This is a genomic window from Winogradskyella sp. SM1960 (assembly GCF_020179375.1).
GTDB classification, from domain to species: Bacteria; Bacteroidota; Bacteroidia; order Flavobacteriales; family Flavobacteriaceae; genus Winogradskyella; species Winogradskyella marina.
On the sequence record NZ_JAICBG010000004.1, the window covers coordinates 318,823 to 338,855 of the forward strand.

At 33.4% G+C, this 20,033-nt stretch carries 16 protein-coding genes; 9 read left to right on the forward strand and 7 right to left on the reverse strand.

Annotated elements, in window-relative coordinates; all coding sequences use genetic code 11:
• Positions 1-38: 38 nt before the first annotated feature.
• Positions 39-2,531 (reverse strand): ABC transporter permease, encoded by a 2,493-nt coding sequence (locus K1X16_RS12130; protein WP_225036563.1) that lies wholly within the window; start codon positions 2,529-2,531, stop codon positions 39-41.
• Positions 2,532-2,575: 44 nt separating this feature from the next.
• Positions 2,576-3,265 (reverse strand): ABC transporter ATP-binding protein, encoded by a 690-nt coding sequence (locus tag K1X16_RS12135; RefSeq protein WP_225036458.1) that lies wholly within the window; start codon positions 3,263-3,265, stop codon positions 2,576-2,578.
• Between the two features lie 24 nt (positions 3,266-3,289).
• Between K1X16_RS12135 and K1X16_RS12140 the strand changes: the two genes are divergently transcribed.
• The gene (locus K1X16_RS12140) at positions 3,290-4,036 is read left to right on the forward strand and encodes an arylesterase (protein WP_195871895.1); all 747 of its coding nucleotides are present in this window, start codon (positions 3,290-3,292) and stop codon (positions 4,034-4,036) included.
• 34 nt (positions 4,037-4,070) lie between these two features.
• Here K1X16_RS12140 and K1X16_RS12145 read toward each other — a convergent pair whose 3' ends face one another.
• Both K1X16_RS12145 and K1X16_RS12150 read right to left on the reverse strand, forming a co-directional pair.
• Positions 4,071-5,417: a DEAD/DEAH box helicase gene (locus K1X16_RS12145; RefSeq protein WP_225036460.1), complete on the reverse strand. Its 1,347-nt coding sequence runs from the start codon at positions 5,415-5,417 to the stop codon at positions 4,071-4,073.
• Between the two features lie 56 nt (positions 5,418-5,473).
• The gene (locus K1X16_RS12150) at positions 5,474-5,722 is read right to left on the reverse strand and encodes a cold-shock protein (protein ID WP_262902572.1); all 249 of its coding nucleotides are present in this window, start codon (positions 5,720-5,722) and stop codon (positions 5,474-5,476) included.
• 198 nt (positions 5,723-5,920) lie between these two features.
• Here K1X16_RS12150 and K1X16_RS12155 point away from each other — a divergent pair, with 198 nt between their 5' ends.
• Both K1X16_RS12155 and K1X16_RS12160 read left to right on the forward strand, forming a co-directional pair.
• Positions 5,921-6,490: a Crp/Fnr family transcriptional regulator gene (locus K1X16_RS12155; RefSeq protein WP_195871898.1), complete on the forward strand. Its 570-nt coding sequence runs from the start codon at positions 5,921-5,923 to the stop codon at positions 6,488-6,490.
• A gap of 123 nt (positions 6,491-6,613) precedes the next feature.
• On the forward strand, positions 6,614-7,354 hold the full coding sequence (locus K1X16_RS12160; protein ID WP_225036461.1) for an acyl-CoA desaturase: 741 nt from the start codon (positions 6,614-6,616) through the stop codon (positions 7,352-7,354).
• A 75-nt stretch (positions 7,355-7,429) separates the two neighbouring features.
• Here the strand turns inward: K1X16_RS12160 and K1X16_RS12165 are convergent, their stop codons facing one another.
• Complete coding sequence (locus K1X16_RS12165) at positions 7,430-7,621, reverse strand: cold-shock protein (protein ID WP_195871900.1); 192 nt, start codon at positions 7,619-7,621, stop codon at positions 7,430-7,432.
• A gap of 261 nt (positions 7,622-7,882) precedes the next feature.
• Between K1X16_RS12165 and pta the strand changes: the two genes are divergently transcribed.
• Both pta and K1X16_RS12175 read left to right on the forward strand, forming a co-directional pair.
• A complete protein-coding gene (gene pta, locus K1X16_RS12170; protein WP_225036463.1) occupies positions 7,883-9,991 on the forward strand; it encodes a phosphate acetyltransferase in 2,109 nt (702 codons plus the stop codon).
• Positions 9,992-10,003: 12 nt separating this feature from the next.
• The gene (locus K1X16_RS12175; protein WP_225036465.1) at positions 10,004-11,188 is read left to right on the forward strand and encodes an acetate/propionate family kinase; all 1,185 of its coding nucleotides are present in this window, start codon (positions 10,004-10,006) and stop codon (positions 11,186-11,188) included.
• A gap of 5 nt (positions 11,189-11,193) precedes the next feature.
• Here the strand turns inward: K1X16_RS12175 and K1X16_RS12180 are convergent, their stop codons facing one another.
• Positions 11,194-12,120, reverse strand: a complete 927-nt coding sequence (locus K1X16_RS12180) for a mechanosensitive ion channel family protein (protein WP_225036473.1) — start codon at positions 12,118-12,120, stop codon at positions 11,194-11,196.
• A gap of 159 nt (positions 12,121-12,279) precedes the next feature.
• Positions 12,280-12,891, reverse strand: a complete 612-nt coding sequence (locus K1X16_RS12185; protein WP_225036475.1) for a hypothetical protein — start codon at positions 12,889-12,891, stop codon at positions 12,280-12,282.
• Between the two features lie 540 nt (positions 12,892-13,431).
• Between K1X16_RS12185 and K1X16_RS12190 the strand changes: the two genes are divergently transcribed.
• The 4 genes from K1X16_RS12190 to K1X16_RS12205 all read left to right on the forward strand — a co-directional run bounded on the left by K1X16_RS12190 (position 13,432) and on the right by K1X16_RS12205 (position 19,966).
• Positions 13,432-13,884: a hypothetical protein gene (locus tag K1X16_RS12190; RefSeq protein ID WP_195871905.1), complete on the forward strand. Its 453-nt coding sequence runs from the start codon at positions 13,432-13,434 to the stop codon at positions 13,882-13,884.
• 281 nt (positions 13,885-14,165) lie between these two features.
• The gene (locus K1X16_RS12195) at positions 14,166-15,488 is read left to right on the forward strand and encodes a hypothetical protein (RefSeq protein WP_225036476.1); all 1,323 of its coding nucleotides are present in this window, start codon (positions 14,166-14,168) and stop codon (positions 15,486-15,488) included.
• Positions 15,489-15,669: 181 nt separating this feature from the next.
• The gene (locus tag K1X16_RS12200; protein ID WP_225036478.1) at positions 15,670-17,073 is read left to right on the forward strand and encodes a gliding motility-associated C-terminal domain-containing protein; all 1,404 of its coding nucleotides are present in this window, start codon (positions 15,670-15,672) and stop codon (positions 17,071-17,073) included.
• Between the two features lies 1 nt (position 17,074).
• Positions 17,075-19,966, forward strand: coding sequence for a PorP/SprF family type IX secretion system membrane protein (locus tag K1X16_RS12205; protein WP_225036482.1), 2,892 nt, complete (start codon positions 17,075-17,077; stop codon positions 19,964-19,966).
• Positions 19,967-20,033: the final 67 nt, after the last annotated feature.

A 20,033-nucleotide genomic window follows, 5' to 3' on the forward strand; every position in this document is an offset into this window, starting at 1 on the left:
GTATTATTGTAGTCTAACCCTAAATAAAATATACTCATCTACCCTTCTCTTCGCAATACTTCTAAGGGAGAACTTCGAATAACAGTTCGGATATTACTTAAACCAATGGCTAAAACCAATACCGTAATGCCTGGTAAAAACACTAAAAATGGAATAAAGGATGGCGTAAAAGGTTCTTTAAATAGAAACAGTGCTAATGCGAGGCTACTTATTAAAGCTAATAGCACACCTACCAAACTACCTAATAATCCTAAAAATAAATATTCAAACGCCGAAATTTTTAAAATCTGACCATTTTTAGCACCAAGTGTTCGTAATAAAACACTTTCCTTAATGCGTTGGTATTTGCTCGTTCGGACTGAGCCTATTAATACTATAATACCAGTGGTAATACTAAAAAATGCCATAAAATTAATGACCCAAGAGACTTTATCTAAAATATCTTCGACTATGGTGTAAACCTGTCGTAAATCTATTATAGACACATTAGGAAATTCTGCCACTAAATCGCGTTGTAATGCTGCAGAAGCGGCTTCATCTGGTACATAAGTTGAAATGACACGAAACTGAGGAGCTTGCTCAAGAGCTCCAGCAGGAAATACAATATTAAAGTTGGGTTGAAGCTGTCTCCAGTCTACTTTTCTAATACTTCCAATCGTAGTTTCCATCAGCACTCCTTGGACATTAAAAGTTATATTATCGCCAATATCTATGCCGTCTTCAGCAAGGTTGTCTGATATTGAAATTACAATAGGAGCATTTGGTGTTGCATGAGATGTCCACTCGCCGGCAATAAGTTCTTCTGAATCAATCATCGTTTCACGGTAAGTACTTCTGAACTCATGGTTTAACACCCAATTTCGCATTTGTTTGGTGGTGTCTTGTCGTAATTCATTTGCTAGACGTCCTTTTATTTTATGAATCCTTGTGGTAACAATAGGTATGCTATTAACAATAGATAAGTCGTTTTCAGTTATACGATTTTCTATAGCTTCTTGCTGTTCTGATTGTACATCTAAAATAATAATATTGGCATTATCAGTGCTTTGATCTACTTCAGTTTTAGCTAATAAAATATCTTTGGTAAAATATAAGGTGCTGATTAAACAGGTTCCTAAACCAATTGCAACCACCAAAACAACGGTTTGATTGTTAGGTCTAAATAAGTTCAATAAACTTTGTCGCGCCGTAAAACCCCATCGTTTTGGGAAATACTTTCTAATTCCTTTAATAAACAACGTTGCTACACCAGCTAAGGCAGCAAAGGCTATTAATGTGGCAAACATAAAACCTAAGGCGAAAAGGGCATCATTTAATAACCAAAACGAAAATAAAAATAGAAACAACAGAACGGCTCCGATTACTACATAGCGCACTTTACGAGGTTCTTGTGCTCCTTTTTCATCAACGCGTAACACCTCTAATGGTGAAACATACCAGGTTCTAAGTAATGGTAATAGTGCAAATAGAACAGACATAAATAGTCCAAGAAAAATACCAATTAAAATGGGTTGTGCAGAAATTGAAATTTCAACTGAGAATGGTAAAAAGTCCTGTAAGATATAAGGAAATAATTCTTGAAGTCCAATACCTATCAGCGATCCGATTAAACCACCAACTATACCAATACCAGCAATTTGAATTAAAAAAATGAGAAAACTTTGCATTCGCGATGCTCCCATACATTTTAAAACAGCTATGGCTTTTAATTTTTCTTTTATATAAATATGAACAGAACTTGCAATCCCAATACAGCCCAATAATAAAGCAATAAAAGCCGCAAGATTTAGAAATTTCCCAACGTTATCATAGCGTCTTCCCAAGCGTTCACTTGTACTTGTATGTGTATCTAAATCGGCCTCTTCAGCTTTTAATTGTGGATCTATAATGTCTTCAAACTGTTCTAAATCAATAGGTTCTTTGGTTTTATAGAAAAACTGATATTCCTTTCGACTTCCAAACTGTAGGAGGTCTGTTTGTTCAATATATTCATAAGGAATTACAATTGGAGGTGCTACCGAAGTAGAAATAGCAGTACTTCCAGGAATGGCTTTTAAGGCGCCTAAAATAGGAAGCGTTACCGCACCAACTTTTATAGAATCTCCAGGTTTTACATCAAATTGAAGCATTAATGTGGCGTCAACTAATGCTCCACCTTTATCTTGATACGTGTCTGCAGCAGCGCTAGGTTGTGTGTCTATAATTCCGTAAAACGGGAAATCTCCTCCTAAGCCACGTACTTTAACAAGTTTAGTGCCTCCATTCTTTGGAAACGCAATCATGGACACAAAATTAATCTCCTTGGCATCTGGCTGTAACGAATCTATAAGCGCTTGTGCACGTTCTGTTGGTTCTTGTTTTGAATCAATGATATAATCTGCACCCATTAGGGCTTTAGACTGAAGCTTTATATTGTCTTTGAGATTGGCACTAAATAATTGAATAGATACTACAGCTGCAATACCTAAAATTATAGAAGCCATAAATAACAACAAACGTACTCTGCTTGCTTTGGCATCTCTCCAGGCCATTTTAAAAAGCCAGGTTGTATTTTTATTCATGTGTTATGTAATGTTTACAGTACAGCTGTACGTTCGTTGGTTAAAACTTGGCCGCCTTTAAGTCTTAATATTTGTTGTGTTCTATTGGCTAAATCTAAGTCGTGCGTAATGATGACTAAAGTCGTTCCAGCTTCTTTATTGAGCTCAAACAACAGTTGAATGACTTTTTCGCCAGTTTCCTCATCTAAATTTCCAGTTGGTTCATCCGCGAATAAAATAGAAGGTGCATTGGCAAAGGCTCTTGCTAACGCTACACGCTGTTGCTCACCACCAGATAATTGCGATGGATAATGATGCACTCGGTCTGCTAAGCCTACTTTATCTAGTAAAGCCAGGCTATTTTTAACAGCATCTTTATGTCCTTGTAATTCTAATGGAACACTTACATTTTCAAGCGCTGTAAGTGTTGGTAGTAATTGAAAATTTTGAAATATGAACCCCACATTCTTATTACGCAATTGTGCACGTTCATCTTCATTAAGAGTGCTTAAGTCCTGACCACACAACTCTATGCTCCCAGAATTTGGCTGATCTAGGCCAGCGCACAAACCTAGTAAGGTTGTTTTTCCACTTCCGGAAGGTCCAACTATAGAAAACGTTTGTCCCTTTTCTACAGAAAACGAAATATTTTGTAGTACTGTTAATTGTTTGTTACCGCTAGAATAAGTTTTCTCTAGACCAGTTATGTTTAATATCTTTGGCATATCAATTTTTAATTAAGACTCTTTATGTCGAAGGCTCAAAATAATCATTTGCATTTAATTTTACCAATTTCAAAGGTCTCTAAACTCATAAAGTTTTGTTATTTTATAACAGCCTTTTTATTGGTTGCTTGTGGCAATAACCAATCGGATAAAACGGCTACAGAACCACAGTCCTCTGAACAAATAGAAAACACAGAAACTTCTGAAACGACTGCAAAAACTATTTTATGCTTTGGTGATAGTATTACAGCTGGTTACGGATTAGACGATACTAATGATGCGTTCCCTGGTGTTTTACAACAGAAAATAGATTCTTTAGACTTGAATTATACCGTGGTGAATTCTGGAGTAAGTGGAGAGACTACGGCAGGTGGAAAAGGAAGAATTGATTGGATCTTAAACCAAGAGATTGATATCTTTATATTAGAGTTAGGAGCTAATGATGGACTTCGTGGTGTTAACCTTGTAGAAACGGCCTCGAATCTTCAGTCTATTATTGATGCTGTAAAATCTAAAAACCCTAAAACTAAAATTATATTAGCCGGTATGCAATTGCCACCTAACATGGGACAAGAATACACGCAAGATTTTAAACAGGTCTTTATGAATATTGCCGAAAAAAACGACTTAGAGTTTATTCCTTTTATTCTAAAAGATGTTGGAGGTATAAAAGAACTCAACCAAAATGATGGCATACATCCCACAGCAGAAGGCCATAAAATATTAGCCAATACAGTTTGGGAAGTTTTAGGCCCTTTACTTAAGTCTTAGATGTTGATTTTTTAGAGCTTTATATTAAGAACGCTTACTGTTTTTTCTTTTTCTTAGGTTTAGAATCGTCAGATTTTTGTGCATCTAATGCGGTGTTAGCGACTTGATTTGCTAATACTTTCTCTATTAACTCTTCTTTTGTTAAGTGATGGAATACGGTTCTGACTTCTTTTCTTAATTGTTCAGAAATATTTCGGTTGGGTTTGGTTTTAAATATTTTTTTAGCCCACAACAAGGTTTTGTTTTCTTCAATACTTTTAGTGTCTGCTTTTTTATATGCTTTAAATTCAATACCCAATTCGTCTTCAAAATTGTCAATATCAATAACTTCTTCCTGTTGCAAAATGGTTAAAGCTAAGCCCTTTGCTCCTGCTCTTGCCGTTCTACCGCTTCTATGAACATAAGCATCGTAGGTATCTGGTAAGTGGTAATTAATTACAAATTCAACCGCTTTAATATCTAGTCCACGTGAAGCCAAATCCGTCGCCACCAAAATATCAATGTGACCATCTCTAAATTGTCCCATTATCCGATCGCGAATCCCTTGTGTTAAACTACCATGTATAGCACCAGATGAGAATTTATTAATCGCTAAGTTTTTACCTAATTTATTGACTGCAGCCTTTGTTTTACAAAAAATGATACCACGTTGCCCAGCTTTAGAATTTAAGAAATGCAATAAAACATCTAGTTTTTCAATAGGCTCAACCACTACAAATTGATGATCTATACCTTGATGTCCAACCGTTGCCATATCGGCTTCAATATGATTGACATGTTTAGACATGTAATTTTGCACTAATTGTTTTATAGTGCCTGGCATAGTTGCCGTAAACAGTAATGTACGTCTTGTTTTTGGGATTTCTTTAATTATAGCATCTAGCCCTTCTTTTAAAGCGCTAACCATTTCGTCCGCTTCATCTAAAATAAAAAATGAAATATTAGAGATGTCAACGGCATTTCGCTTTACTAAATCGGCCAAACGACCAGGAGTTGCTACAACGATGTGTGTAGTATTTTGTAAGCGTTCAATTTGTGGTTTAATAGGAATACCACCACAAACTGTAGCTATCTCCACTTCTGGCATATATTTCGAAAAGGCTGATAAATTAGCACTTATCTGCTGACCTAACTCTCGTGTTGGAGCTAAAATAACAGCTTGAATATTAGTGTTTTTTACATCTATTAACTGAAGTAATGGAAGTCCGAATGCAGCTGTTTTTCCTGTTCCTGTTTTAGCTAAAGCGACCACATCTTTTGAATGATCTAATACCGCAGGAATAGCTTTTTCTTGAATATCGGTTGGAACTGAAATTTGTAAATCAGCTAAACCTTTTTGTAGTTGTTCATTAATTCCTAAATCGGAAAAACGTTTGGACATAAAAAATAATTTTTACAGTAGTAAGTAGCTCTACATGCGTTAAGTTGGTATGCTATTTATTTTTTTATCACACGAACATTCGTAGCTATTAGGCCTTTTTTACCTTTTTCAATATTGAAAGTTACTTTATTCTTTTCTCTAATCTTACCGATTACATTAGTTGTATGAACAAAAATCTCTTCATCAGAATCTTTTAGTATTATAAATCCAAAGCCTTTTCTTGCATTAAAAAATTTAACGGTTCCTTCTTTCGTTTCGCTTGCTTTGTTAAGATTAAATAATTTGTTTATGAAACTTCTAATCATCTTTATGTTTTAAATTTTAATATAGTGTAAAAGTAATATATTGATTTGACTACTTTTATGAATTATCGCTACAAAAATAGTATAAATAATAGAGTTTGTCAGTAAGACTTCATATATAGTTGATTCGTATTATTTTTCATCATAAAGATTATATGAATTTATATCTTTACATTTTTGTTAATTAGCCTTCAATAAATCGTGGAACAAATTAAAGCGCATTTAGACCAAATAGCAACAATATCGCAAGCAGATTGGGACTTCTTTACGTCTAAACTTCAACGACGTGTAATTAAAAAGAAAAGCATTTTTTTAAAGGTTAATGAGATAGAAAATCATATTTCCTTTATTGAATCTGGTGTGGTACGCTTATTTATTCCAAAGGATAATCCAGATAAAGAAATCACTTTTGGCTTTAGTTTTAAAGACCAATTTATTAGTGCTTATGACTCGTTTTTAACACAGACGCCTTCAGCATATCAGTTACAAGCCCTTTCAGAAACAAGCTTGTTGAGTATAACATATTCAGATTTGCAAGATGTTTATAAAACCACCCAAATTGGAAACTTAATTGGACGTTTAACAGCAGAACGTCTCTTTTTATTAAAATCTAGTCGCGAACAAAACCTGTTAAACCTCACTGCAGAAGAACGGTATTTAAAATTGTTTAAAGAACGCCCAGAACTGTTAAAGATAATTCCACTGAAATACATCAGTTCTTATATTGGTATTACGGCTCAAGCCTTGAGCAGAATTAGAAAACGTGTCTAAATTAATTTTTCGTCTTACTTAGATTATTATAGTGATTTGTACCACATAAAACAGATCTAATTTTATTGATTTAGATTCATTGTTTGGCATAAAGTGTGTACATATCTTTGCAAAAAAACAACTATGATTATACTACTTTTTGTTTTGGTGCTTTGGTATGGAGGTCTATTTTTTCAGTCATTCTTTTTGCATCGTTATGCTGCACACCAAGTCTTTACCATGTCTAAAACCATGGAACGTATCACTTTTATTTTAACTTGGATTTTTCAAGGTTCTAGTTATTTAAGTGCTTATGGTTATGGTATTATGCATCGTATGCATCACGCCTATACAGATACAGAAAAGGATCCACACTCACCATCGTATGATGCCAATGTGTTTGCCATGATGTGGAAAACAAAAACAATATATCAAGATATTAATAAGCAACGTATTTTAGTCGATGAGCGTTTTACTAAAAATGTACCACAATGGAAAAGCTTTGATAGTTTCGCGAGTTCACGATTTTCGAGATTACTTTGGATTTCGTTATACATTTTATTCTTTGCCTTTTTTGCAACGGCTTGGTGGCAATGGTTGTTATTACCAATTACGTTTTTAATGGCACCAATACATGGCGTTATTATTAATTGGTTTGGACATATTTATGGTTACGTGAATTTTAAAATGAAAAATACAAGTAAAAACTTATTCCGATTCGATTTTTTAATGATGGGAGAAGGCTATCACAACAACCATCATAAATACGCAAGTAGAGCTAATTTTGGTGTAAAATGGTATGAAATCGATGTGACTTACCTTATCATAAAGGTATTAGATGCTGTAGGTTTTATTCAATTAAAACCTGTTAGAGTAAAGCGTTAGTTTTAAAATTATAGAATTAAAAAAGCCCATCAATTTTTGATGGGCTTTTTTTTGTAAAACTTTTAAGTCTATATCTTAGATAACTTTTACGTTTACTGCGTTTAATCCTTTATTACCTTCTTTAAGATCAAATTCAACGGCATCGCCTTCACGAATTTCGTCAATTAATCCAGAAATGTGTACAAAGTGATCTTTATCAACACCTTCTTCTGTGATAAATCCAAATCCTTTAGTATCGTTGAAGAATTTTACTTTTCCTGTATTCATTGTAATTTAATTTATATAATTTTTAAAAACGCAAAGATGACGCCATTTTTATAACCTACACTACTTTATGGCTTTTATTTTTATAAATAGTTATATTTAAGGTAAATCAGGTGATTTTTTTAGTATTTCAAAACATTGAATTACGTCAAGTTTATACTGAAAATGAACCTGAAACATGACAAATCTCATAATTTCGCTGGTCTAAATCATTAATTTTGTACAATATTTTACATTAAGATTAATTATTTATCATCAACACAAATGAATAAAAAAGCGACTAACAAAGCCATCTATATAACCACTACCGAACCTAATAGTGGTAAGTCTATAATTTCCTTAGGATTAATGCAATTATTACTAGGAAAAGCTGCAAAAGTAGGTTATTTCAGACCAATTATAGATGATTTTAAAGCAGGAGAAATAGACAATCACATCAACACTATAATCACGTATTTTAATCTCGATTTAAAATTTGAAGATGCTTACGCTTATACGCGAAGTGAGGTGATTAAAATGAAAAATGACGATAAGGATGATGAGATAATTGGTAAAATTATTGATAAATACAAAGCCATAGAAGAACGTTTCGATTTTGTATTAGTTGAAGGTAGTAGTTTTATCGGTGAAGGTGCTATTATAGAATTTGATATTAATGTTTTAATTGCTAAAAACTTAGGTGTTCCTGCAATTATTTTGGCGAGTGGTGTTGGTAAAACTATGGACGATTTTGTTGGTAGTTTGCACATGGCTTACGATTCTTTTAGAGATAAAGGTGTTGAAGTTTTAGCTGTAATAGCAAATAAAGTAGAGCCTCAGAATCAAGCATTGGTAATTGCTGAATTAGAAAAAGATCTACCTACTGGTGTTATTGTTAATGCGATTCCATTAAATCCTATTTTAGCAAATCCATCTATAAAAGAAATTGTAGAAGTGCTTAATGCAGACGTGTTATTTGGTGAAGCACACATCAATAACCAAGCTGGTAATTACAGTGTTGGAGCTATGCAGTTGCGTAATTATCTAACCCATTTAAAAGAAAACGCTTTAGTGATAACGCCAGGCGATAGAGCTGATATTATTTTAGGTGCTTTACAAGCTAATATTTCGGAGAACTACCCTTCTATTTCGGGAATTGTATTGACAGGTGGTTTAAAACCTGAAGAGTCAATTATTAAGCTTATTGAAGGGCTTTCAGATGTTGTACCAATTATTTCTGCAGAAAGAGGTACATTTTCGGTAACGAATAAAATTGGTGCTATAAAATCTCAGATTTATGCCGAAAACACACAGAAAATAGAAACTTCAATTAAGGATTTTGAAAAACATGTAAAATCAGAAGCGCTTGTTGAACGTCTTATTACGTTTGAAACCAATGGAATTACACCAAGAATGTTTCAGTATAATTTATTAAAACGTGCTCGTGTAAACAAAAAACACATTGTATTGCCTGAAGGTTTAGATGAACGTATTTTAAAAGCGACAAAACAATTAATTGATGTAGATGCCGTAAACATTACATTACTAGGTGATAAAAAACAAATTGAAGCACAGTTATTAGCGCTAGATATTGACCTAGATTTAAACCGCGTAAACATTATAAACCCTATTGAATCAGATCATTTTGAAGCCTATGCCAAAACACTTTATGAGCTGAGAAAACATAAAAATGTAAATTTAGCAATGGCTAGAGATTTAATGGAAGATGTCTCTTATTTTGGTACTATGATGGTGCACAAAGGAGATGCAGATGGTATGGTATCTGGTGCAGTTCATACCACACAACACACCATTTTACCAGCGCTTCAGTTTATAAAAACAAAACCTGAAACATCAATAGTATCTTCTATATTTTTTATGTGTTTAGAAGATCGTGTTTCTGTTTATGGTGACTGTGCTATTAATCCAAACCCAAATTCTGAGCAACTGGCAGAAATTGCAATATCATCGGCATCGACAAGTAGAGCTTTTGGTATAGACCCTAAAATAGCGATGTTGTCATACTCTTCTGGGGCTTCTGGAGTTGGCGAAGATGTAGAGCGTGTAAGAAAAGCTACAGATATTATTAAGTCTAAACGAGCAGATTTAAAAGTTGAAGGTCCTATTCAATATGATGCTGCTGTGGATATTAAAGTTGGAAAAACTAAACTTCCAAATTCTGAGGTAGCAGGACAAGCCAATGTCTTTATTTTTCCAGATTTAAACACCGGAAATAACACGTATAAAGCGGTACAACGTGAAACTAAAGCTTTAGCGATTGGACCTATTATTCAAGGGTTAAATAAACCTGTTAACGATTTAAGTAGAGGCTGTACTATAGACGATATTTTTAATACCGTAATTGTAACCGTAATCCAAGCACAAGGGTTTTAAAATATGAATTGTATGAAAATATTAGTTATAAACTCAGGAAGCTCGTCAATAAAATTCCAATTGATAGAAATGCCCTCTGAAACTCTAGTTTGTAGTGGTTTAGTAGAGCGTATTGGAGAAAAAGATGCTATTTTAAATTATAAAACGCAACACAAAGATATTAAGCAAGTTGTACATGTTAAGGATTATAAACAAGGCTTAAAAAAAATTGAAGATTTATTATTAGATCCTGAAAAAGGAGTGATAAAAAATACAGATGAAATTGAAATTATTGGACATCGTGTGGTTCATGGTGGTAATTCGTTTTCTGAAACAGCTTTAGTTACTGAAACCGTAAAACAAGACATAAAAAACTGTAGTTCTTTAGCTCCTTTGCATAACCCAAATAATCTTGAAGGGATAATAGTAGCAGAACAATTGTTTCCTAATGCTAAACAGGTGGCTGTTTTTGATACGGCGTTTTTTCAAACACTACCAGAAAAAGCTAAAAAATATGCGCTTCCTAACGCATTATATAAGGAACATCAGATTCAGGTGTATGGTTTTCATGGCACAAGTCATAAGTATGTTTCAGAAAAAGCACTCAATTATTTAAACCTAAAATCCTCTAAAATTATCACTGTTCATTTAGGTAACGGTTGTAGTATGACTGCAATTAAAAATGGTAAAAGTGTAGATCATAGTTTAGGATTTACACCATCAAATGGCCTAATTATGGGAACACGAACTGGTGATATAGACCATGCTATTATTTTCTATTTAGTGAATACTCTAGGCTATAGTTTAGATGACGTAAGCACAATGGTGACGAAACAAGGAGGTATGTTGGGCCTAACTGGGTATTCAGATTTGAGAGATATAGAAAAAGAAGCCGGAAATGGAAACAAAGAGTGTCAACTAGCTTTAGCAATGAACGCATATCGCATTAAAAAATATATTGGTGCTTATGCTGCCGCAATGAATGGATTAGATGCTATTGTTTTTACCGCAGGAATTGGTGAAAACTCGAGTATTATCCGACAATTAGTAGGCGAAGATATGGATTTCTTTGGGATTGCTATCGATATCTCTAAAAATGAAATTAGGTCAAACTCAATAAGAGAAATTAATACCGACACATCAAAAGTTAAGGTTTTAATTATTCCAACGAATGAAGAACTAGAAATTGCTAAGCAGGCCTTTAATCTCGTGAATTAGAACTTCTATTGTGGTTTGTCATAGTTAAAATCACGAGGATCTTTTCGAACCCTTAAAGGAATATCTTCTTCATTCTTATATAATTTAAGTTCAGTAATATTGGCAGGAAGATTAAATCCTTTTTCATCGAGAAGTTCTTTGACTTGCTTAATTATAAGCCCTCGTAATACTCTTGATGACTTTCTATAATCTAAGGTTTCTACCCAGAAAAAGACTTTTAGATTAACCGTACTTGCCGATAATTCGTTTTCAATAACAAAATTATCGTGAACATCATCGTGCACAATTTCGGGATGGTTATCTAATATGTCTTGAATTGCTGCTTTGGCGTCCTCTATATTATCTTCATAACCAATACCTACAATAAATTCATTTCTAAAATAGCCATCAGCCGTGTAGTTTTCAACCGCTTTTGTAAGCACGTCGCTATTGGGTACAAAAATATCGCGTCCATCGGATGTTTTTATATGTGTATATCTAAAATTTAAGGCTTTTACTTTTCCAAATAATTCACCTACCATAATAGTATCGTTAACGTTAAAAGGTCTGTTGAAAGCTAAAATTATTCCGGCTAAAAAGTTTTTACCAATATCTTGAAATGCAAACCCTAAAATAATAGCTGCTCCACCTGCTGCTGTTAATATTCCTGTTGCTACTCCACTTAAACCAGCAACTTCTAATGCTAATAATATAGAGATTAAAACGAAAATAATCTTAATAGCTTGTACTAGAAATCGAGCCATTAAAGGGTCTTCAGCTTTTTTTAAGATACGTTTTTTGTAAATACTAGTCAATAGTTTTGCAATAAGTACTCCCACAACAATAACCAATATACCTAGTGCAATTCTTGGTAAAATGTCTAACAATTCATAGTAATAATTTTGAACAGATTTAGAGATGGTTTCCGAAGCTGTTTGTAGTAATATTATCATGTGTTTTTTAATTTGCTCTTAATTATGTTTCAACAATGCATATTCCTAAAAATAAGAATTATTACAATTAAGTTAAAGTTTATTTTAACATATTAAAAGTGAAAATAAAAAAAGCGTCCTAAAAGCATTAGGACGCTAAGAACACATTATAGAGTTTAATTATAAATTTGCTAATGTTTCATTAGCTTTTAAAGTAATATTACGTTCAGCAACCAAAATACCATCTTCTGTTTTTAATTTAAGTATTCGTGTTGGATCACCTTTTTTCACCATACGTTTTCTACAAGATTTTGTAAGAAGAGGGTCTTCATCAAATAAAAATGATTCTACAGCATACTCTTGCTTAGAAGGTGCTTTTATAAGTGGAAATATTTGTTGCGGTTGATTATATCTTCTATCTCCTCCAGGAACAAACGTGTATAACGTATAGCGTCCGTCAGCATCGGTTTTAACCCAACTTCTATGAAACACATAACGTCTATCACCTGTATTTCTCAAATCAAAATCACCATCTTCATCGGGCTGCTCTATAAATAGAATAACATCTTTTGCAGGTGTTACGCCATCACTTTGATAAATAATACCAGTTAGCTTTAACTTATTTGTTTTCGATCTATAGTCTGGTATTGTATCTGTATGACTCATCTGGTCTTCCGCGCGATCATATATAGGACTATTAAAATCTAAGTTAGAGTTCTGTTCTTGTGCAGAAACTCCAATCAATACGCTATGGAAGCATATAATACAAAATAAGGTCTTTAGATTTTTCATGAGAATTAGATTTTGGGTTTTACCAAAATTCCAGCTTTTAAATCATAATGCCTTAAAAATCACACCAATGCTACATTTTTACGATAAACCGAAAAAAAAAACAAATATTTCCGATGAACTACTTTTTTTCATTAAAATAGTTATTCAATAAAAACACGTGTGATTAGGGTTGCTTTTAGACCATAAAAAGACATGAAATCTAAACCGTTTTATATCAAAATGTACGTTTCACAATTCTTTATATTTATGACTTAGAATATATATATTAAAGTGTCGTTATTGTGGAAAATAGAGCTTGTAATTGGAAAAATTAAACCAGCAATAATTGTTAGTTTTATGTCAGTAAATCTTGAAAATATTCAGAAAACGAGCAAAAGTATTTCGTCGGTAAAATCAGCATTTAATCCACTATTAGTGCAGTTTAACTATAAAATATGTATTTCATATATGAATTGTTTTATGAAAAATGCTTAAATAAAGTTGTTTTATTTAATAAATTGTATAGATTTGTGGGACTAAGATTAATTAAATAGCGTAAATATGAAAACCAAATCTACTTTATTTTGTGCTCTATTTTCTCTAATGATGAGTGTAAGTTTTGCTCAAAAAGATGAGGATTCTCAAAGTATCATTAGTGGCAAAGTAAACATCTCAAAATACCATAGTCGTGAAGACTTAAAACAGAAGAAAAAAGGAGAATTACTTGTTCTTTATGTAGAGCGAATTGAAGTTATTGTAAATATCCTTCCAAATATTGCATTTGCAACTAAACCTGGTGTTACCATGGAAAATCTTGGAATACCTGATACAAAAGATAATAGAAAAGCATTAGAAGATAATATCGATGCCTCTACTTCTTATTTTGATAGTACTATGGAGTTTCAGAAGAAGATACTTCCCTATTCTGATACTAAAGATTTAATTGCCGCGATTCTTTTTTATGAATCCACATTAAAAGCTTTACATACTTACGATGATTTTAAAAAGGACTAGTTAATTTTTTTATTATTATATGTGTTTTAAAAACCTTGACTCAGAAATTGTGTCAAGGTTTTTTTATCCTATGTAATTACTTAAGAACAGGCAGATTTTAGTGGTTTTTTTATGATTTATTCAAATTACACCGATAATATGCTCTTTTGTGTAAGTAAAATAATACATTTAATATAATTGAGTGTATTTTGTCGATATAATTTGTGTTTCGTGGGATTTATTTATATGTTTGATAATAATTGTATTAAACGCCCTTTAATCTAATATTAAATTTACCTACTATGAAAAAAATTACGCTTACTTCACTTTTCTTTCTTTTAGTGTTTGGTAATTTATTTGCTCAACAAGAAAAAGGAATTACTGGCTACAATAACTGGCTAGATACATGGACCGACTTTCAACCTAACAAAGCGGACTACGAAGAACCAACGCAAATATTGTCTGGGAACATTTCAGAAGATATAACTCTAAACAAAAGAGATACCTATCTTTTACTAGGCGACGTTTTTGTTACAGATAGTACGACTTTAACTATAGAACCAGGTACTGTTATATTGGGAGACTATAAAACCAAAGGGGCATTAATTATAGCAAGCGGTTCTAAAATAATAGCAGAGGGAAAACCAACAGATCCAATTATTTTTACCTCTAATAGAAGTGATAAAAAGCCTGGAGATTGGGGAGGCCTATTTTTATTAGGCAATGCTCCTATTAATATATTTGGTAATGTAGCTTCTCTTAATTATGGGTTTAAACCGTCATCAACTGAAAATATTAGTTATGGTGGTGATAACACCGAAAGTAACTCTGGTAAATTAAACTATTTAAGAATTGAGTACGCAGGAAAGAAAACTAAAGATTTTGGAAATTTTAGTGGTCTTACCCTTGCTGGTGTTGGTAAAAAAACTGCTATTAGTAATATTATGATTAGCTATAGTGAAGGTAATTCTTTTAATGTATTAGGAGGAGAAGTAAACTTAACTAAAACAGTGTCTTATAGGTCTAATAAAAACGACTATAATTTTAATTATGGTACACAAAGTACTATTGAAAATGCTTTAGCGATTCGCTCTCCTTATATTTCAAGTCCAGATGGCTCGCGTTGTATTTCTGCTAGCTCTTATGATATAATTGAAAACGCAGATACAACTAAAAAAGAAACGTTTGTAAATGCGGAAAACCTTACGTTGGTTAATATCAGTAATGATTTAAAATCTGATATTCAAGTTGGTTTAGTTCAAGAAGCTATTTTAATTGGTCCAGATGTATCATTGAACCTAAATAGAAGTGTTATTTCTGGTTTTAAGCCTGCTATAATTTTAGACGAAAATATTGATATCAATAATGAGAGTTTAGAAAAGGTAAAAATTACAAATTCTTATTTTAATAATTGTAAAGGAAATATTTTTAAAAAATATGCAACTAACAACGATGACTTAGAAAGCTGGTATGGAAGTAGAGCTTTTGATAATGTGTATTCAAAAGGCCCAGATAAAGAAACATTTATCGATTCTGATAACAGTAGAACTCCAGATTTTAGATTGAGAATCAACAAAATTATAGCTTCAAATGATTATTTCGATGATGACGATGAAGAAGAATAACATACACTAAACGATTAACCTAAATTTTTAATTCATAACATATATAATAATAGTTTAAATATGTTACGACTCTGATAAAACCCTAAACAGCTTATAGACTAAAAATTACAATCCCAAACTAATGCTTAAACCTACTTACCTATCTCAATTCATATACGGAATTTGTATATGTCTCGCGTTTATGTTTCAAAAAGCGAATGCGCAAATAGTTATTGGTACGCCTAATTTAGGTTTTAGTCAAGCTTGTGCAAGTGACTCATTTAATACTTTTAATACCACATTTATTTTTTCACCGGAGTCTGTATTAAACGCATCAAATCAATTTATTATTGAAATGTCTGATGCGGATGGTGATTTTTCTGATCCAACCATTGTGCATACTACCGCTGCAGGATCTGTAACAGTATCACCAGCAACTATTGCGTTTTCTATTCCGGAAACTACTACAGGTGAAAACTATCGTATCCGTGTTAAGAGTAGCGCTCCTGCCGCAACCAGTGCAAGGTCAGTTCCGTTTGCTGCGTATTATAAAATTCAAGATTCACCATTTACAATAAATAACCTCGTGTCAACTGGCGCATTTTGTAGTGGTGGAAGCTATTTATTATCTATTGATAACCCAGGAAGTGGAAATAACGATTCACCGCTTCAATATCCTGGCCTAACCTATAAATGGTATAAAGAAACAGGACCAACAACATCTAGTTTTGTAGCTGATGGTCCTACATTAACTGTAGACACGGAAGGTACTTATTTTGTTAAAACGAACTACGGCACTTGTACTTCTAACTCATTTTCTAATCGTGTTACAATAAGTGAAGCTGTTTCAGGAGAGGCGAATGCCACTATTGTTTCAAGTTTAGGAAATCCGTATTGTCCTGAACAAGGCCTAACAACTTTAAGTACAATTGGTGGTCTTTCTTACCAATGGTATAAAGATGGAAATTTAATTGAAGATGCTACCAATCAAACTTACCAAACTAATGCGTCTGGTTCATTTTCAGTTCAAGTAGATTTAGGAGAGTGTTCTGCTTCTGGTTCAATAGAATTGGTAAGTGAATTGTTTGATAGCACAATTAATGTTCCAGAGTTTAACGAAATGACAGAAGAAGATACCTTACTGGTAACGGTAACGACTACAGCTATAAACCCAGAATTTACATGGTATTTGAATGCATCTGTTATTCCAGGTGAAACAAATGCTTCTTTTGAAGCTACCGAGTTTGGAGATTATAGGGTTAGTATTACACAAACCACAGGTTGTACAACTACGGTTGACTATTTATTTTCTATTGAAGAAGAACTCGATCTTTTTCCTGACGTAGAAAACATTCCAAACCTTATCAGTCCAAATGGAGATAGTATTAATGATACTTGGATTATACCAACGCAATACGTTAGTGGAACAGATACGGAAGTGATGATAATGAACAGTCAAGGAAAGGTAGTAGTACAAACCAAAGATTACTTAAACAATTGGCCAGAAAACGATTTAAAATTAACGCGTATTAATAAAGTCTATTATTACATTATCACAACATCAGATAATAAAACATTAAAAGGTTCAATAACTGTAGTGAAATAATATGAAAGCACATTTTCTACTTTTTATATTATGTATCTGTTCTTTACAGACATTCTACGCTCAAGAAGATGACGGCGTGGTTTCGCTTGCAATACCATCACGAAATTCTTTAACCTTTAACCGCTTTACCCAAAACCCAACATTTAGTTTTGTGAGAGAACAAACTAAATACATCAGTGTCTATAACAAAAGAGAATGGGTACAATTTGAAAATGCACCACTCACCTATTTAGCTAGTTATTCCGGACGATTTGGCGAGAATATTGGAGCTGGGTTGGGACTTTTTCAACAAAATTATGGAGTATTAACCACCTATGGTGGTATTTTGAATTTTGCATACAATGCACAATTAGGTTACGATAGCAACCTAACATTTGGGCTTAATATTGGAGCTTATAAAAGTGGTGTTAATACTGCAAACGTCATCACTAATTTCAGCGACCCTTCGCTAGAGAATGTACCAGAGAATTTCCTATTAACTATTAATCCTGGTATTAATTATGGGACTGAGTTTTTAGATTTCGGATTATCAATAAACAATTTAGCATTATACAATTTTGAATCTTCAGAACTTATTGAAGATAACCCACAACAAAGCATTCAAGCTCATGTAATGTATACAGGTTACATGGATAGTAGAGGTTTTTTTGACGAAAGTAAATTTACAGGATTGTTACGTTCCGAGTTTCAAAAAGAAGAAACCATTTTATCTGCTGTTGCCATGGTGACTGTGCCTAAAGGAATTTGGGCTCAAGCGGGTTATAATACACTTTACGGTGCCTCTGGAGGAGTCGGTTTAAATATCACAACGCAAATTGCAATAGAATACAATTATGAAACTGCTTTTGGTGATTTAAGCAATTATGGACCTTCACATGAAATTACTTTAGCATACCGATTTAAAAATGATAATTATTATAACTATAGCCGTGAAGATGAAGTGAGCAGTATTCTTTCATCAGACGGACGAAGAAAACGTCGTGTTACTAAACCTTCAAATTCAAGCGTAGCAAGTAGAAATGCAGCTGCTGAAAATAAAGCGAAAGCCGAAGCAGATGCAGAAGCTAAATTAGAGGCAGAACAAGAGGCTCAAGAAAAAATTGAAGCAGATAAGGAAGCTGAAAGATTAGCAATAGAATTAAAAGAACAACAAGAAGCTGAAGCACAGGCGAAGTTAATAGAGGCTCAAAAATTAAAAGACTTAGAAGAAGCTAAGGCTAAAGCCGAAAAAATTGAAGCGGATAAAAAAGCTGAGGAAAGAGCGAAAACTAGAGCAAAACTACAAGCTGAACAAAAAGCAAAGGAAGAAGCTGCTGCCCAAGCTAAACTATTAGCAGAACAAAAGGCTGAAGAAGAGGCTGCTGCTCAAGCTAAACTATTAGCAGAACAAAAGGCTGAAGAAGAAGCTGCTGCTCAGGCTAAACTATTGGCAGAACAAAAGGCTGAAGAAGAAGCTGCTGCTCAGGCTAAACTATTGGCAGAACAAAAGGCTGAAGAAGAAGCTGCTGCCCAAGCTAAACTATTAGCAGAACAAAAGGCTGAAGAAGAAGCTGCTGCTCAGGCTAAACTATTGGCAGAACAAAAGGCTGAAGAAGAAGCTGCTGCTCAGGCTAAACTATTGGCAGAACAAAAGGCTGAAGAAGAAGCTGCTGCCCAAGCTAAACTATTAGCAGAACAAAAGGCTGAAGAAGAAGCTGCTGCTCAGGCTAAACTATTAGCAGAACAAAAAGCCGAAGAAGAAGCTGCTGCTCAAGCTAAACTATTAGCGGAACAAAAGGCTGAAGAAGAAGCTGCTGCTCAAGCTAAACTATTAGAAGAGCAAAAAGCTGCAGAAGAAGCTGCTGCTCAAGCTAAACTATTAGCGGAGCAAAAAGCTGAAGAAGAAGCTGCTGCTCAAGCTAAACTATTAGCGGAGCAAAAAGCTGAAGAAGAAGCTGCTGCTCAGGCTAAACTATTAGCAGAACAAAAGGCTGAAGAGGAAGCTGCTCAGGTTAAAGAAAATGCGATATCAAATGCAACAGATGAACTTGCTGTTTCGATGCAGACAATAACTAAATCAACAGAAGCATCAAAAACAGTTCAGAATGAGTTATTGGAACAGTTTGATGAGATTGTTGCTATTAAAGATCAGGATCTTAAGGATATGAAAGAAGAAAATGACTTAAGCGATCAGGGAATTACTGTTCAGCCTAAGCCATTTAAAAGTGTGACAGCTGAGAACAATGCGTTAAGAGCAATTAGAACAGATTTAGATGATGTTATTAAAACCCGTACAGAGAAAATTGATGAATTAAATAAACTTTATGAAGAACGTGCTGCAATTGGTTCATTAGCTTTAGATGAAGTAACCCTGTTCTATGAAAAGGAGATTAAAAGATTAAAAGCTGAACAGTTAAAGGCTAAACAAGCAAAAGCGCAATTAGACGTAAGGTTAGAAGCTATTCAGGTCGCAACTGAATTTGAAAAGCGTAGACGAATTAAGCGTGCAGCTTTTAATAATGAAGACGATAGATATAGTCAAGGAAGAGCCAAGTTGAAAAACATAAGAGAAACCACAGAATTATCTGCAACACCTTTAAAAGCTGAAGATTTTGATTTTGGAGAAGCACAAGGTAATAGTATTAAGATATTAAAGAATATCAATCATATAGATAGTGGTTTCTATCTCATAATTGCAGTACATGGAGATGAGAAAAGTAGAGATGAATTTTTAACTAAAGTTGTTGCATCTGGAAGAACAAATGTAGATTTCTTTCATGACGTAAACACTAGTAAATATTATATCTATTACGATAAAGTTGATGATATCGCAAGTGCCAATAGAGCTTTAGAAGCCAAAGGTAATAGACCTTATAATGGAAAAATGTCAATAGTAAAAATAGAAAACCAATAATAGTTAAGCCAACTTTTTACGTTCTTCTTTGCCCCGAGAAGTAAAGTAAAATAATAAAAAATAGTAT

What these genes read in the sequence shown, in the direction of transcription:
- K1X16_RS12135 (WP_225036458.1), bottom strand. Translation starts at nt 3,265, where the DNA reads ATGCCAAAGATATTAAACATAACTGGTCTAGAGAAAACTTATTCTAGC.
- K1X16_RS12195 (WP_225036476.1), top strand. Translation starts at nt 14,166, where the DNA reads ATGAAAAAAATTACGCTTACTTCACTTTTCTTTCTTTTAGTGTTTGGT.
- K1X16_RS12175 (WP_225036465.1), top strand. Translation starts at nt 10,004, where the DNA reads ATGAAAATATTAGTTATAAACTCAGGAAGCTCGTCAATAAAATTCCAA.
- K1X16_RS12140 (WP_195871895.1), top strand. Translation starts at nt 3,290, where the DNA reads ATGTCGAAGGCTCAAAATAATCATTTGCATTTAATTTTACCAATTTCA.
- pta (WP_225036463.1), top strand. Translation starts at nt 7,883, where the DNA reads ATGAATAAAAAAGCGACTAACAAAGCCATCTATATAACCACTACCGAA.
- K1X16_RS12185 (WP_225036475.1), bottom strand. Translation starts at nt 12,891, where the DNA reads ATGAAAAATCTAAAGACCTTATTTTGTATTATATGCTTCCATAGCGTA.
- K1X16_RS12130 (WP_225036563.1), bottom strand. Translation starts at nt 2,531, where the DNA reads ATGGCCTGGAGAGATGCCAAAGCAAGCAGAGTACGTTTGTTGTTATTT.
- K1X16_RS12200 (WP_225036478.1), top strand. Translation starts at nt 15,670, where the DNA reads ATGTTTCAAAAAGCGAATGCGCAAATAGTTATTGGTACGCCTAATTTA.
- K1X16_RS12190 (WP_195871905.1), top strand. Translation starts at nt 13,432, where the DNA reads ATGAAAACCAAATCTACTTTATTTTGTGCTCTATTTTCTCTAATGATG.
- K1X16_RS12150 (WP_262902572.1), bottom strand. Translation starts at nt 5,722, where the DNA reads ATGATTAGAAGTTTCATAAACAAATTATTTAATCTTAACAAAGCAAGC.
- K1X16_RS12165 (WP_195871900.1), bottom strand. Translation starts at nt 7,621, where the DNA reads ATGAATACAGGAAAAGTAAAATTCTTCAACGATACTAAAGGATTTGGA.
- K1X16_RS12205 (WP_225036482.1), top strand. Translation starts at nt 17,075, where the DNA reads ATGAAAGCACATTTTCTACTTTTTATATTATGTATCTGTTCTTTACAG.
- K1X16_RS12145 (WP_225036460.1), bottom strand. Translation starts at nt 5,417, where the DNA reads ATGTCCAAACGTTTTTCCGATTTAGGAATTAATGAACAACTACAAAAA.
- K1X16_RS12180 (WP_225036473.1), bottom strand. Translation starts at nt 12,120, where the DNA reads ATGATAATATTACTACAAACAGCTTCGGAAACCATCTCTAAATCTGTT.
- K1X16_RS12160 (WP_225036461.1), top strand. Translation starts at nt 6,614, where the DNA reads ATGATTATACTACTTTTTGTTTTGGTGCTTTGGTATGGAGGTCTATTT.